Source organism: Streptomyces sp. DSM 41931 (assembly GCF_050271085.1).
GTDB classification, from domain to species: Bacteria; Actinomycetota; Actinomycetes; order Streptomycetales; family Streptomycetaceae; genus Streptomyces; species Streptomyces albogriseolus.
The window spans coordinates 1,322,854-1,337,412 of sequence record NZ_CP189902.1; the positions used below are offsets into that span (position 1 = coordinate 1,322,854).

Genomic DNA, 14,559 nt, shown 5'->3' on the forward strand with positions numbered 1-14,559 from the left:
GACCGTCTATCGAACAACTGTTCCCAGTCACCTCACCCCCACCATAGACCAATTTTCGAATGAGTGTGCGACATCCGTTCGGCCCTGTCCCACCTGCGCAAACACCCGCTCCCCAGGACCGTGGGGACATGACACAGAGCACCGGCCCCGGGACCCGCCCGCGCCCGTTCCTCGGTGAGGTGCGCGACGCCGTCACCCCCCGGGCCACCCTGCTGGTGCTCGGCGTGATCGCGCTCATGCTGCTGTTCATCACCTCGTACGTGGGCGCCCTGCACCACCCGCAGCTGCGGGACGCGCCCGTCGGGGTCGTCGCGCCCCCGTCCGCGGCGCGGGAGACCGTAACCCGGCTGAAGGAGCTGCCCGGCTCGCCGCTGGACCCACGGGCGGTGGACGGCGCGGACACCGCCCGCCGGCAGATCGAGGCCCGGGACATCGACGGGGCCCTGGTGGTCGACCCCGAGGGGACCACCGACACCCTGCTGGTCGCCACCGGCGGCGGCACCGCGCTGGCCACCGCCCTGGAGCGGCTCTTCACCGAGGTGGAGCGGGACGAGCGGCGCACCCTGCGGGTCGAGGACGTCGCCCCCGCCTCCGCCCAGGACGCCAACGGTCTGTCGTCGTTCTACGTGGTGGTCGGCTGGTGCGTGGGCGGCTATCTGTGCGCGTCCATCCTGGCGATCAGCGCGGGCGCCCGCGCGTCCACCCCGCGCCGGGCGGTGATCCGGCTCGGCGCCATGGCCGTGGTCGCGGTGCTCGGCGGGCTCGGCGGCGCGCTCGTCGTCGGCCCCGCCCTGGACGCGCTGCCGGACGGTTTCGCGGGCCTGTGGGGGCTGGGCGCCCTGATCATCTTCGCCGTCGGCGCCGCCACGCTCGCGCTGCAGGCGGTCCTCGGGGTCATCGGGATCGGCGTGGCGATCCTGCTCGTGGTGATCCTGGGCAACCCGAGCGCGGGCGGGGCCCTGCCGGCGCCGCTGCTGCCGCCGTTCTGGGCGGCGATCGGACCGGCACTCCCACCGGGAGCGGGCACCTGGGCGGCCCGCTCGATCGTGTACTTCCGGGGCAACGACGTGACCGGCCCGCTGCTGGTCCTGTCCGCCTGGGCCGTGGCGGGGACCGCCGTCACCGTGCTGATGTCGGCGCTGCGCCGGCGTCCGGAGCCGGCGCGCACCGCACGAGGATCCGGTGCCTGAACGCGAGCGTCCCGCCCCTCCGCGCGGGAGGGGCGGGACGCCGTGCGGCCGGAGCGGGCTCAGCCGATCTGCGTACCGGTGGCCGACAGGGCCTCGGTCACGGGCTGGAAGAAGGTCGTGCCGCCCGAGGTGCAGTCGCCGCTGCCGCCGGATGTCAGGCCGACCGCCTTGTCGCCCGAGAAGAGCGAGCCGCCGCTGTCGCCGGGCTCGGCGCACACGTCGGTCTGGATCAGACCGTTGACGATGTCGCCGTTGCCGTAGTTCACGGTGGCGTCCAGGCCGGTGACCGTGCCGGAGTGGACCTGGGTGGTGGAGCCGCTGCGGGTCACCTGCATGCCGACGGCGGCCTCGGCCGCGCCGGAGATCGACTGCGAGGAGCCGTCGTACAGGTTCACCTGGCTCGGGTGCGCCACGTCGGCCGTGTACTTGACCAGGCCGTAGTCGTCGCCCGGGAAGCTGGACGCGGCGTTCTCACCGATGACCTGGCCCGAGGAGTCCGACCAGGTCGAGATCCCCTCGGTGCAGTGGCCCGCGGTGAGGAAGTGCGGCTCACCGCCCTTGGTCACGTTGAAGCCCAGCGAGCAGCGCCCGCCGTTGCCGGTGATGGCGTCGCCGCCCGCGATGAAGGGCTTGAACTCACCCTGGGTGCGCTGGAGCTCCACCGTGGTCCCGAGACCCTCGGCGACCTCGGTCAGCTTGGCCCACTCGGCCTTGGAGACCGTGCGGTCCGCCGTGACGACGACCTTGTTGGAGACCGGGTCGGTCACCCAGGAGGTGCCCGGGATGGTGGCGTCCTGCTGGAGCGTGGTGCGCGCGCTCTTCAGCTCGGCGAGCGAGTTCGCCACGACTCTGGCCTTCGCGCCGGCCGACTCGACGGTCCCGGCCGCGGCCTCGTCGAGCACGTTCACCACGAGGCTCTTGCTCTTCGCGTCGTAGTACGTTCCCGCCGCGTCGCCGCCCAGGTCCTGGAGCAGCGCCGAGGCGAGGTTTCCGGCCGCCTGGACCGAGAGGGTGCGGGGCGCGGCGTCGGCCGGGACCTCGCTGGCGTTCGCAGTCTGGAAGGTGACCGCGCCCGCGGCCAGTGCGGCGATGCCCGCACCCGCCATGACGGCACGGCGCCTGGGTATGCGTCGGTGCTTCAACTCACGTCCTCCTGTGGGGGGACGGCCCGGAGGGGTTGTGGGGACCTCGCCGGACCGGAAGGCGTACGGCCACGGGGGTGGAGCACAGAAAAAGCCACGCCCGCGCCGGTCGAACGCCGCCCACTCTTCCGAACGTCACAGGGAGCACACAAGGTCGACTTCCGGACGCGCGTACGTCAACGGCCGTGCGCCCTCTATGTCCTGACAGTTCATGGAGACGCGGGACGGTTCATACTGCAAACGTCACGCGGGGGTCACCGGGGGCACGCACCGCCCGTTCGGTCGCTGGCCGAAAATCAACCCTCCGCGGCGAGATCCGTCCGGCGTGCGGTGAGCGGGAGTTGCCAATCGCACCGGCCGCGGCGCCCGGCCCGGAACAGGGACGAGCCCCCGCACGCGGATCGCGTGCGGGGGCTCGTGGGGCTGCCGGCTCCTCGGGAGCCGTACCGGACCGGCCGTGCCGGCGGGGCGTCCTAGTAGACGCTGACCCCGTAGGCGCTCAGGGCCTCGGTCACCGGCTGGAAGAAGGTCGTGCCGCCGGAGGAGCAGTTGCCGCTGCCGCCGGAGGTCAGACCGTACGCGGTGCCGTTGCTGCCGTAGAGCGGGCCGCCGGAGTCGCCGGGCTCGGCGCAGACCGTGGTCTGGATGAGGCCGGAGACGATGTCGCCGCCGCCGTAGTTGACGGTCGCGTTGAGGGCGGTGACCCGGCCGCTGTGCGTGCCCGTGGTGGAGCCGTCACGGATGACGGTGGTGCCCACGCTCGGGGTGGCGGCGCGGGTGATGTCCACGCCGTTCGCGGTGCCGGGCCGGCTGACGGACCCGGTGTACCGGACGATGCCGTAGTCGTTGCCCGGGAAGCTGGATCCGGCCGTCGAGCCGATGGCCGTGGTGCGGGCGGAGTTGGAGTACCAGGTGCCCGCGCCGTCGGTGCAGTGACCGGCGGTCAGGAAGTAGTCGACGCCGCTGCTGCTGCGGACGTTGAAGCCGAGGGAGCAGCGCCAGCTGCTCGCGTAGATGGCGTCACCGCCCTGGATGAGCTTGGTGAACTTGCCCGGGGTGCGCTTGACGGTGATCGCCTCGGCGTCCTCCCCGGCCTGCTGCTTGATCTTGTTGATCTCGGCCTGGGAGACGGTGCTGTCGACGGTCACGACGACCCGGTTGGTCTTGCTGTCGACGGCCCAGGCGGTGCCGGGGACGTCGGCCTTCAGCACCGAACCGCTCACGCTCTTGAGCTCGGAGGAGCTGAAGGTGGTGGGGGTGTCGGCCGCGTTCGCGCTGGGGACCGCGATCGCGGCGGCGGCCACGAGGCCGGTGGAAACGGCGATCAGCCGAGTCCGTCTCGAGATGCCGCTCTGGGGGGTGGTGCGCTTGATCCTCACGTTTCGTTCCTCCACAAAGGAAGTTGGGGGCCCTCGTGGGGTTTGCGGGCCCGGTGAGGCGCAGTCAGCGGCCGGCGGACCGGATTCCGGACCCGACGTGCCCCTGACAAGCGCTGCGGCGAGTATTCGGCCGACCGACCGTTCGGCGCAAGGGTGCCTTTTGGCCTACGGATTAGGGACGACTGGTCGACTTGCTCCCCTCCAGGCCCTGCGTTACCGGTCGTCACACCAGGGTGACGACCGGTCGAACAACGATCGGGGTGGCCGAATCTCGCCCCCGGAGGGCCCACGGAGGGAACCGCGAGCGCGCCTGTCACGTCCGAGGCCGGCTCAGCAGTCGCAGCCGCAGTCGCACCCGCCGCAACAGCCGTCCTCCCCGCAACAACTGCAGCAGTCGCAGCACTCGCAGCAGTCGCAGTCGCAGTTGTTGAGGCAGCCCTCCTTGCGCTCACGCGTCCACGGGTCCTCGTAGGTCCCGCAGCAGAGCTGACAGGTGCAGGCGAGTCCCAGCCACACGGCGCACCCCGCCAGCAGCCCGCGCCGGTCCCGGCGCGGCGGTCCGGGCGGCGTGGGCCCGCCCGGCGCACCGGGAGCACCCGGAGGGGCGTACGGATGCGAACCGTGGGCACAGGAGGGCGTACCGAAGACACGCCGGACGGAGTCGGGGAGTTCATGCACGAGAAGCCGGTGGGCGAGAGAGCCGTCCGTGAACTCGACCTCGCGCAGCGCCAGCCGGATGCCGTGGACCGCGTCGTCGGCGAGCCGGCGGGCCTCGTCGAGCGAGGTGCCCGTGGCGGTGAGCGGGTTCCAGGCGCCGGAGGCGGCGTCGGCCTCCCGGTCCTCCACCGCGTCCAGCAGATGCGCGAGCCGCCCGAAGAGGCGCCCGGCCTCCGCGAGCGGTCCGGCGTTGTGCGGCCGCCCGGCGAGCACCGCGGTGTGCGCGAAGGCCGCCGCGGTCGCCGTCTCGGTCGGCTCGGTGACGGCGAGCACCGGGGTGCCGGGTCCGGCCAGCGACTCGACGCCGGTCTGCCGGTCCACCGCGTCGACCAGGACCGCGGTGTCGAACCCGACGTCGGAGCCGGTCCGGGCGCCCGCCCGGTCCCAGCTCGCCGCCACCCTGCGCGCGGCGAGCGCCACCGGCCGGCGGGCCAGCAGCCCGTCCCCGTCGGTGACATGGTCGCGCACCTTCGCGGAGGCGAGGACGAGGGAGACGGCCGCGGCCAGCCGCGCGCCCTCGCCCTGGGCGACGGACGCGGTGCGCATTCCGCGCAGCGGACAGGGGCCGGCGGTCCGGCGTCCCGTGCCGCCGCCCGGATCCGCCTGAGCCTCCGTCAGGACGGAGATCAGCAAGCCGTCGTAATTCGTGACGATCCGCGCGAGCTGCCCGTGGTCGCCGCGCAGGGCCAGACAGAGCCCGCAGAGATGGGCCGTCCACTGGGCGGTGAGTTTCTCGCCCAGCCGGTGGCGGCAGGGCCTGACGATCCCGAACACGACGTCCCCCCGTGCGTGTGTACGACGTTCGGCTGCGGCATCGTACCGGTCGCGGCGTTCACCCGGATGCGCCCCTCTTCACCCGTACGCTGCGTAGAATCATATTTCACTCACAGTCAGCAGCCGTTTGTGTCAGGGCCCTTGGGAAACCAGGACTCTCGACGGATTCGCTGTGCACCAGTACCGTCACAAACCCCCCGCGCGGCGTCTATCCACTTGGCGCACCCTCCGCATCATGGACGACCATAGGGATGCGGAAAGCACGAAAGACCGCTGTGAGAGGAGGCGTCCATGGGATCGGTACGCAAGGCGAGTGCCTGGCTTGGCCTCGTCGACGACAACGAAGACGAGCGTTACTACGACGACGACTACTCCGACGGGCCCGAGCCCGGGGAGGCCTGGGTCACCGATCCGCGGGTCAAGGTGGCCGCGGACGCCGCCCAGGAGCGGGGCCGCCGGATCGGCACGGTCACCCCGGACAGCTTCCGGGACGCCCGCGCCATCGGTGAGCTGTTCCGCGAGGGCGTGCCGGTCATCATGAACCTCACGGCCATGGACGCCGGCGACGCCAAGCGCGTCGTCGACTTCGCGGCGGGCCTGATCTTCGGTCTGCGCGGCTCCATCGAGCGGGTGTCCAACCGCGTGTTCCTGCTCAGCCCCGCCGACACCGAGGTGGTCAGTGGCGAGCCGGCCGCGCACCGCGCCGACGGTTTCTTCAACCAGAGCTGAGGCGGGGCCGCCGAGCCGGCCCCGCCCCCCGCGGGCCTGTCTACCGGAACGCGTCGATCCCGGTGAGGGCCTTGCCCAGCACGAGCTGATGCATCTCCACGGTGCCCTCGTAGGTGAGCACCGACTCCAGGTTCGTCGCGTGCCGCATCACCGGGTACTCCAGCGAGATCCCGTTGGCCCCGAGGATCGTCCGGGCCGTACGGCAGATCTCGATCGCCTCGCGCACGTTGTTGAGCTTGCCGAAGCTGACCTGCTCGGGACGCAGGCGGCCGGCGTCCATCCGCCGCCCCAGATGGTGGGCGAGCAGGATCCCCTTGTGCAGTTCCACCGCCATGTCGGCGAGCTTGGCCTGGGTGAGCTGGAAGCCGCCGATGGGCCGCCCGAACTGCTCCCGTGACTTCGCGTAGTCGACCGCCGTCTCGAAACAGCTCCGCGCGGCGCCCATCGCGCCCCACACGATCCCGTACCGGGCGTGCGACAGACAGCTCAGCGGGCCCTTCAGCCCCGTCACCCCCGGCAGCACCGCGTCGGCGGGCAGCCGTACGTCGTCCATGACCAGCTCGCTGGTGACGGAGGCGCGCAGGGACCACTTGTGCGTGATCTCCGGCGCCGAGAAGCCGGACGCGTCGGTGGGCACGGCGAAGCCGCGGATGCCCTCGTCGGTCTGCGCCCACACCACGGCGACCCCGGCCACGGACCCGTTGGTGATCCACATCTTCCGGCCGTTGAGCACCCAGTCGGCGCCGTCGCGTTTGGCGTAGGTGCGCATCGAGCCGGGGTCGGAGCCGTGGTCGGGCTCGGTCAGCCCGAAGCAGCCGATGACCTCGCCCGCCGCCATCCGGGGCAGCCACCGCTGCTTCTGCTCCTCGCTGCCGAAGCGGTGGATCGCGTACATGGCGAGGGAGCCCTGCACGGAGACCAGGGAGCGGATGCCGGAGTCGGCCGCCTCCAGTTCCAGGCAGGCCAGCCCGTACTGCACGGCGCTCGCCCCCGCGCAGCCGTAGCCGTCGAGGGACATGCCGAGCGCGCCGATCCCGCCGAGTTCCCGGGCCAGCTCCCGGATGCCGGGCAGCTCGCCCTTCTCGTACCAGTCCGCGACGTACGGCAGCACCCGGTCCGCCGCCCAGCCGCGCACCGTGTCCCGGATCGCCAGGTCCTCCGGCTCCAGCAGGTCGTCGAGGCCGAGGGGGTCGGCGGGGTCGAACGCGGGCGGCTTCGCGGACGCGGCCATGGGGGCACCCTCCGGGGGCTGGTCATCCGGTACGTCGACTAGCACTGCTAGTCGGGCTCGGGCCGACGTTACGACGCGCTCCCCCCGGCGTCCACCCCGGCCCGTGCCGGACGCCTCACACCGTGACGCCGGACCCCCGCGACTCCCGCGACTCGCGCTGCGCGGGCATCCGCACGGGGGCGTCCCCGGAGGGAGCCTCCTCCTCCGGGTCGCAGTGCATCAGGCGGGGCAGGCGCAGGGCCATCGCCGCGCCGGCCAGGAGCAGGCCCGCGCTGACCAGGAGCGTGACGTGCAGGCCGTGGACGAAGGAGTGGCGTGCGGCGAGCCGCAGCGCCTCCCCCGCGGGGCCGCCGAGCCGCGCCGCCACCTCGTAGGCCTCGCCGAGCGAGTGCGCCGCCGCGGCGGACGCCCGGTCGGGCACCCCGGGGACCTGGGAGAGGCCGGGCGCGTAGGCCGCGTTCATCACGCTGCCGAGCAGCGCGATGCCGATGCCGGCGCCGAGCTGGTAGGACGTCTCGCCGACGGCCGCCGCCCCGCCGGCCTGGTCCTGCGGGGCCTCGCTGAGCATCGACTCGTACGCGCCGAACAGGGTCGTCTCCAGGCCGAAGCCGAGCAGCACGAACCCGCCGAGCAGCAGCGGGGCGTTGTCCTCGCTTCCCATCGCGGTCAGCAGCACCACCGCCCCGGCCGTGAGGCAGAAGCCGAGGGAGACCATGCGGCGCGGGCCGAACCGGCGCAGCATCCGCGCGCCCGCCAGGCCCGCGGCCATCGCCGCGAACGTGAGCGGCACCAGCCGCAGCCCGGTCTCCAGCGGGGACAGCCCCAGCACCAGCTGGAGGTACTGCGCGGCGATCAGTTCAAGGCCCACCAGCGCGAGCATGGCCAGCACGATGCAGCCGACCGAGGTGCTGAACGCGGGCCGGGAGAACATCCGCAGGTCGAGCAGCGGGTGCTCGCGCCGCCGCTGCCGGCGGACGAACAGCACCAGCAGCGCGGCCCCGGCGGCCAGCGGCACCAGCGTGGCCGCGCCGAGGTCACCCGCGCCGAGCCGCTTCACGCCGAGGACCACCGCGAACAGCCCGGCGGCGGCCGTGAGCGCGCCGACCACGTCCCAGGGGCCGTCGCCGTCGCCCTTCGACTCGGGCAGCAGGATCCGCCCGACGGGCAGGCTGACCAGCATCAGCGGAATGTTGACCAGGAAGACCGAGCCCCACCAGAAGTGCTCCAGCAGGAAGCCGCCGAGCAGCGGTCCGACCGCGGCGCCCACGGCGGCGACGGCGCTCCAGACGCCGATGGCGAGCGCCCGCTCACGGCGGTCGGGGAAGACCTGGCGCAGGATCGACAGCGTGGCCGGCATGATCATCGCGCCGCCGACGCCGAGCAGCGCCCGCGCCACGATCAGCAGGTGCGCGTTGTCCGCGAAGGCCGCCATGGCCGAGGCCACGCCGAACAGGGTGTAGCCGAGGAGGAGGACGCGTCTGCGGCCGACCCGGTCGCCCAGGGTGCCGAACAGGATCAGCAGCGAGGCGCAGACCAGCGGATAGGCGTCGACGATCCAGAGCAGTTCCACCGCGCCGGGCTTGAGGTCCTCGGTGACGGCGGGGACGGCCACGTGCAGCACGGTGGCGTCGACGGCGACCAGCAGCAGGCTGACGCAGAGGACGACGAGCACCACCCACCGGTTGGCACCGGCCCCGGCCGCCCGACGGCGCAGCGCGGCGGCCGTGGTCGTCCCGGACATGTACGTACCTCCCAGAAGTTCCCTCGCGGTACCGCGGGCTCACGGGGTGGGGGACTCCCCCGTGCCTCGGCCGGAGAGGAGCGGTCGTCCCCGGCCCGCGCGGCGAACGGCGAGTGACACGTCAGAGTACGCGAGGGAACGCCGAGGTCGAGTGGCGGGCCTCTCAACCTCGCGGCCGATCGGTGTGGCGTACACCACTCCTTCCGTCCGGTTCCCGCGCCGACGCGGGCGGGCCGGTTCCGGGCCGGGTCGATAATCGGCGCGTGAACGATCTCGAGACGCGTGCCGTCGCGGCCCGCCCCGGAGCTCTTCGCCGGGCCGCCCCGGCGCTCCTCGGGTACGCCGCCGTGCGCGCCCTGGGCCTGGTCGTCCTGGCCCTGTGGAGCGAGGCGCGCGGCAAGAGCGCGCACACCTTGCTGACCGCCCGCTGGGACTCCCTCTGGTACACGAGGGTCGCCGAGCTGGGGTACGGCTACGAGGTGCGGCTGCCGAACGGCGACGTGCACTCCAACCTGGCGTTCTTCCCGCTGCTGCCGTGGCTGGAGCGGCTGGTGGCGGCGGTGTCCCCGCTGTCGCACGCCGACGGGGGGTTCGTGGTGAGCCTGCTCGCCTCGCTCGCCGCGGCCTGGGGGATCTTCGCGGTGGCCGACCGTCTGTACGGGCGGCGGGCCGGGGTGTGCGCGGTGCTGCTGTGGGCGGTGCTGCCGGTCGGGATCGTGCAGTCGATGGCGTACAGCGAGTCGCTGTTCACGGCGTTGGCGGCCTGGGCGCTGTACGCGGTGCTGACGGGGCGCTGGGTGACGGCGGGCCTGCTGGCGGGGCTGGCGGGGCTGACCCGGCCGGTGGGGCTCGCGGTGGTCGCGGCGGTGTGGGCGGCCGGGGTGGCCGCCTTCCTGCGGGAGCGCTCCGGCTCCTCCTTCGTGGGGGACGGCAGTACGGCGCCGGCGGGTGGCGCGCGCGGCGACGGCCGCGCCGGTCCCCCGCCCGGCGCCCCGCGTGCGGGCTCATCCGACGGCGCTCCGTCATCGCCGCACGCCCCCGGTGTGCGCCTGCGCCGGATGGCCGGGATGCTGCTCGCGCCCCTCGGTGCCGCCGGATACGTCCTGTGGGTCGGCGACCGGACCGGGGGCGGCCCGCTGGGCTATCTGGACGTGCAGGCCGGCTGGCGCAACGGCTTCGACGGCGGCTACGCCTTCGCCCTGTTCGTCGTCGGCCGGTTCACGTCCTTCCCGTCGGCCCTGGCCGGGGCCGCGCTGGTGCTGGGCGTGGCTCTGGTGGTGTGGCTCTACGTCCTGTGCGTACGGCAGCGGCAGCCGCTTCCGCTGCTCGTCTACGCCGGCACGGTCACCGCGCTCGCCCTGTGCGCGTCGAGCTACTTCGGGTCGAAACCGCGGCTGCTGATGCCGGCCTTCCCGCTGCTCCTGCCGCTCGCCGTGGCCCTGGCCCGGGCGCGGACGCGCCTGCTCGCGGCGGGGCTGGGGGCGGTCGCGGCGGCATCGGCGGCGTACGGCGCCTTCTGGCTGAACGGGTCCGGACCGCCCTGATCCCGCCACGCGGCCGGCCGGTGAGCGGGACGGGAATTCCGCGCGAGCCCCGGGTGAACCAATTCGGACGGCCGATAAACCCGGCGCACGACATGCCCAAAACAATTGCGCGCGGGGGTTCGGATTCGCCGGAAATAAAGACCCGGCTGAGAGGAATGCCACATCACATCGTCATCACAAAGCCGCTGAATCGTCGGGGCCGCACACTCACTCGCTGTAACGTCGATTGGGTGCGTACCGAACGGAGTCACACCCGTCTGGACCGGGTGTTCGCGAGGCTGGACCGTGAGCCGGAGCGACCGGCCCACGTCGGCATGCCGCGAATGAGCCGGCACCGGATCGTGCTCCTCGGCGCGACCCTGGCCTTCTACGCGGCGATCGTGTGGGCCGTGGTGGCCACCTCCTGGCTGGTCCGTCTGGACTGGCAGGTCATGTTCTTCCGCCCCTACCAGCAGTGGCCGGAGCTGCACGCCTTCGTCGACTACTACGTGGTGCTGGGCCAGCGCGGCCCCACCGCCGTGATGGTCGCCGCCTGGCTCGGCTGGCGCTCCTGGCGGCAGCACACGCTGCGTCCGCTGCTCGCCCTCGGCGTCTCCCTGCTGCTGCTCAACGTCACGGTGGGCGCCGCGAAGTACGGCATGGGGCGGCTCGGGCCGCACTACGCGACCGAGATCGGCTCGAACGAGATGTGGCTCGGCGGGGATATATTTCCGAGCGGTCACACCGCGAACGCCGTGGTGACCTGGGGAATCCTGGCCTATCTGGCCTCCACCCCGCGGGCCCGCCGCTGGCTTTCGGCGCTGTCCGCGGTGACGTCCCTGGGCGTCGGCCTGTCCACCGTCTACATCGGCACCCACTGGCTGAGCGACGTGCTGCTGGGCTGGGCCGCGGGCCTGCTGATCCTGCTCGCGCTGCCCTGGTTCGAGCCGCTGATCGCGCGGGCCGAGGCCCGGATCCTCGCCGTGCGGGACCGGCTGCGCGACCGCCGCGGGGCCAAGGCCCCGGTGCCCGCCCCGGCGGGCCGCCCCGTCGTGGTCCGTCCGCTCGCCGAGCGCGCCGCCGACACCGTGCACGAGCCGGTTCCCGCCGGGCGCGCGGCCCGGTCGCCGGTCTATCTCGCGCCCGGCCCGCACACCAGCCGTGCCGAACGCTCCCCGGTGACGCCCGTCGGCAGCAGGCGCCCGCAGCACACCGACCGCCACCCGCGCGGGACGACACCGGCGCCACGCCCCTGAGCGACGCCTGACACGCCGACGGCCCCGGTCCTCCACCTGAGGACCGGGGCCGTCGGCGTGTCTCAGCCTGTCTCAGCCCTTCCAGGCCCGCGCCACCCGGCCGTCCCTCACCTCGAAGTTCAGCCGGCCCACGCGGTACTCCATGGTGACGATCGTCCCCGGCGCCAGGGCCCGCACCGAGGACCAGCCGCGCTCACGCGCGAGGTGCTCGGCCCGGTCGGCGGCGAGGCCGACATAGGCGTCCGGGTTGTCGCTGGGTTCCCTGGGGGGTGTCGGAATGGGTGCCATGCGGCCACGCTATGCCCTGGCCCGGAAACGGGGAAGTCCGCACCGGAAGCCGGGGCCCGGGACCCTCCGCGGTCACACTTGTGTCACAGGATCACGACGGCGCCGTACGGGCGGGGGTCACCCGAAAGAGCGGTTCCGTACGCCGTCCGCCGTCATTCGACGGGAATTCCAAGGTGCCTGGTCGTCGCCCTGACAAACCCCGAAAGAATTGTGTCGTGTGAGGTATCCGGGAGCGCTTCCGCGGCACATTCCCGGACGGGCGCGGTCGGTCCGTGAAACGGATGTGCACAAGAAATGCGCATGTTCGTCACATGGGCCGGCATGCCCTCCCCCGGCGGCCGGCGGTCGGCGGGCCGGAGGGGCGAGGGTCCCTCCGGACGGCCGGAGGGACCCGGGTGCGCGGGCGAGCGGGCGCCTCAGAGGTCGAGCCGCTGCCCGGGCACGATCACGTCGGGATCGTCGCCGATGACGTCCCGGTTGGCCGCGTACAGCCGCTGCCAGTCCGTCCCGTGCCGGGCGGCGATGGCGCTCAGGGTGTCGCCGGGGCGGACAACGCAGTCGCCTCGGGAGACGCCCCGGCCCGGGTCGGCGGACGTGCACCCGGGGGCTCCCTGTGCCGTGCTCCGCTGCGTCGCGGCCGGCTTCTGCTCGGCCTTCTTCGCGGGCGCGGGGTCCGCGGCGGGGGCGGGCCCCGACGCCCCGGCGCGGGCGCCGCAGATGGGCCAGGCCTCCCAGCCCTGGGCGCGCTGGACCTTGGTGGCGATCTCGATCTGCTGGGCCTTGCCGGCCCGGTCGGCCGTCGGGGCGTACGCGGTGCCGCCGAAGGCGCGCCAGGTGGAGGCGGAGAACTGGAGCCCGCCGTAGTAGCCGTTGCCGGTGTTGATGTGCCAGTCGCCGCCGCTCTCGCACTGGGCGATGCGGTCCCACACCCCGTCGTCCGCGGCCGCGGCGCCGCCGGCCGCGGCGAGCAGTCCGAGCGGTGCGAGCAGGGCCGCGCCGGCCAGGACGGCCACCGGACGGGCCCTGCGGGCGTCACGACGGGAGTTGTCGGCACATGCGGACATGGAAGTCCTTCCCCGAGGACTCGGGCTGCCCCTGGCGGGACGCCGCCCGGCGCGTCGTCGGACACGCGGGCCGCGACCGCCCCGTCCGCCGTCGGGGCCGTACGAAGGGTGGTGCGTCGGTGGTGCGGTCGGCGGACGTACCCGAGCGGTGCTCGTTGCACCCGGCGGAGGAATGTAAGGAGCCGCCGGTGCCGGGATCAACCAACGGCCCGTCGTGCCTGGCCAGTTGCGACTTACCCGGGGTATCGGCGATTTCCGGCCACCCATTTCATTGCGCGATTTCCGGATTTGTCGACCATGGCGCGGAGCGAGTTGTGAGGCACCTCACCCCGTCAAGCCCCTTGCGCTTGCGGGGTGTTGACGTTGAGTGCCGGATTCCGCACCTGCTGTGACCCTGCGCGCTGGATGGTTCGATTCCGTTCGCCGTAAGGCGTGACTCCCGCCACAGATCGCCCGTTGTCTTCTTCATGAGCCGGGGACCCACCCGGACCACGGGCCGGGAGCCACCCGGCCTCGCCACGCACCGCATCCCCGAGGGAGCCACCCGTGCCGCGCATGCTCGACGTCAGCGACGAGGTACGCGCCGAGATCGGCGACGAAGAAGCAGCCCGCCTGCTCGCCGGAGAGTCCGCCCCGGGCAGTTACGACTGCACCTCCTGCCGCACCCCGGGCGACTCGGAGCAGGAGCGCACCAGCACCGTCCTGTTCATCGGTGACGAGACCGCCGTGCTCGCCTTCGCCCACGCCACCTGCCTGCCCTCGCAGGTCGTCCAGGTCACCGAGGAACAGCTCCAGGGCGCCGTGCGCTCCATCGGCGCCGTCGGCGCGGAGTCCCAGCAGCAGGTGCCGCAGACGCATCAGCCGCAGTACGTCCAGCAGCCGCAGCACGTCCAGCAGCCGCATCAGTCGCAGCAGCCCTCGAACCTCGTGCCCGAGCAGGCCGTGCTGGGGGTGACCAGCGGGCTGGTGCTGATCCAGAACGAGCTGCACCCGGCCCTGGTGGTGGAGCCGACCGCCCCGGTCGCCCGGCCCGGCACGCTCGGGTCCGGCGACGACTTCCTGCCGCTGCTGATCGAGCAGGGCTTCATGCCGCTGACCGAGCTGGCCGCCGTGCCCCCGGTGCTGCACGGGTGGTCGGTGCTGCTCGCGGCGGGGCAGCTGCACGCCGTTCTCCAGCCGAACCCGAACGGCGGCCGTCCGGTGGCCTGGTGGCAGGCGCACCAGCCGCTGCAGGTCACCGACGGGTGGCGGGCGGCGGCGAACAAGCATCAGCAGGTGCTGATGTTCGCCGCACCCGTCGGCTCCATCGGGCGTCAGCCCCGGGAGGATCTGATGCGGGACGCGCTGGACAAGGCCGCGGCCGACGGGAAGCTGGTGGCCGCAGCGTTGCCGCTCGCCGGGATCTGAGGCGGGGGCGCGTTCGGCCGTGCGCCGGCTGACGGTGCGCGGCGAGCGCGGTGACGGGGGTGCTGCCTGCGAAAACCCGAGGTGGGCCGCATCCCTTGGGGCACGGGGTCGTTTGGAG

Annotated in this window: 12 protein-coding genes; 5 read left to right on the plus strand and 7 right to left on the minus strand. The window is 73.1% G+C overall.

Annotated features, from left to right (window positions below):
• Positions 1-128: 128 nt before the first annotated feature.
• Positions 129-1,190, plus strand: a complete 1,062-nt coding sequence (locus ACP7TJ_RS06355) for a DUF3533 domain-containing protein (protein ID WP_093765002.1) — start codon at positions 129-131, stop codon at positions 1,188-1,190.
• Positions 1,191-1,249: 59 nt separating this feature from the next.
• Here the strand turns inward: ACP7TJ_RS06355 and ACP7TJ_RS06360 are convergent, their stop codons facing one another.
• From ACP7TJ_RS06360 to ACP7TJ_RS06370, 3 genes are all read right to left on the minus strand, one after another.
• On the minus strand, positions 1,250-2,296 hold the full coding sequence (locus ACP7TJ_RS06360; RefSeq protein WP_167744430.1) for a S1 family peptidase: 1,047 nt from the start codon (positions 2,294-2,296) through the stop codon (positions 1,250-1,252).
• 509 nt (positions 2,297-2,805) lie between these two features.
• A complete protein-coding gene (locus ACP7TJ_RS06365; RefSeq protein ID WP_167744371.1) occupies positions 2,806-3,711 on the minus strand; it encodes a S1 family peptidase in 906 nt (301 codons plus the stop codon).
• Between the two features lie 330 nt (positions 3,712-4,041).
• Complete coding sequence (locus ACP7TJ_RS06370) at positions 4,042-5,202, minus strand: DUF5685 family protein (protein WP_189911932.1); 1,161 nt, start codon at positions 5,200-5,202, stop codon at positions 4,042-4,044.
• A 291-nt stretch (positions 5,203-5,493) separates the two neighbouring features.
• Here ACP7TJ_RS06370 and ACP7TJ_RS06375 point away from each other — a divergent pair, with 291 nt between their 5' ends.
• On the plus strand, positions 5,494-5,931 hold the full coding sequence (locus ACP7TJ_RS06375) for a cell division protein SepF (protein ID WP_093765006.1): 438 nt from the start codon (positions 5,494-5,496) through the stop codon (positions 5,929-5,931).
• 40 nt (positions 5,932-5,971) lie between these two features.
• Here ACP7TJ_RS06375 and ACP7TJ_RS06380 read toward each other — a convergent pair whose 3' ends face one another.
• Complete coding sequence (locus tag ACP7TJ_RS06380) at positions 5,972-7,162, minus strand: acyl-CoA dehydrogenase family protein (protein WP_189911933.1); 1,191 nt, start codon at positions 7,160-7,162, stop codon at positions 5,972-5,974.
• Positions 7,163-7,277: 115 nt separating this feature from the next.
• Positions 7,278-8,903 carry an MFS transporter gene (locus tag ACP7TJ_RS06385; protein WP_167744369.1) on the minus strand — a complete coding sequence of 542 codons (1,626 nt, stop codon included), beginning with the start codon at positions 8,901-8,903 and terminating at the stop codon, positions 7,278-7,280.
• Between the two features lie 263 nt (positions 8,904-9,166).
• On the opposite strand from ACP7TJ_RS06385, the gene ACP7TJ_RS06390 reads away from it, so the two are divergent.
• Together ACP7TJ_RS06390 and ACP7TJ_RS06395 are read left to right on the plus strand one after the other, a co-directional pair.
• Positions 9,167-10,447: a glycosyltransferase family 39 protein gene (locus ACP7TJ_RS06390; protein WP_401544721.1), complete on the plus strand. Its 1,281-nt coding sequence runs from the start codon at positions 9,167-9,169 to the stop codon at positions 10,445-10,447.
• Between the two features lie 230 nt (positions 10,448-10,677).
• Positions 10,678-11,682: a phosphatase PAP2 family protein gene (locus ACP7TJ_RS06395; protein ID WP_167744367.1), complete on the plus strand. Its 1,005-nt coding sequence runs from the start codon at positions 10,678-10,680 to the stop codon at positions 11,680-11,682.
• A gap of 72 nt (positions 11,683-11,754) precedes the next feature.
• On the opposite strand, the gene ACP7TJ_RS06400 is transcribed toward ACP7TJ_RS06395, so the two are convergent.
• A complete protein-coding gene (locus tag ACP7TJ_RS06400; RefSeq protein ID WP_093765011.1) occupies positions 11,755-11,970 on the minus strand; it encodes an I78 family peptidase inhibitor in 216 nt (71 codons plus the stop codon).
• 416 nt (positions 11,971-12,386) lie between these two features.
• The gene (locus tag ACP7TJ_RS06405) at positions 12,387-13,034 is read right to left on the minus strand and encodes a transglycosylase family protein (protein WP_387585048.1); all 648 of its coding nucleotides are present in this window, start codon (positions 13,032-13,034) and stop codon (positions 12,387-12,389) included.
• Between the two features lie 546 nt (positions 13,035-13,580).
• On the opposite strand from ACP7TJ_RS06405, the gene ACP7TJ_RS06410 reads away from it, so the two are divergent.
• The gene (locus tag ACP7TJ_RS06410) at positions 13,581-14,441 is read left to right on the plus strand and encodes a hypothetical protein (RefSeq protein ID WP_189911937.1); all 861 of its coding nucleotides are present in this window, start codon (positions 13,581-13,583) and stop codon (positions 14,439-14,441) included.
• Positions 14,442-14,559: the final 118 nt, after the last annotated feature.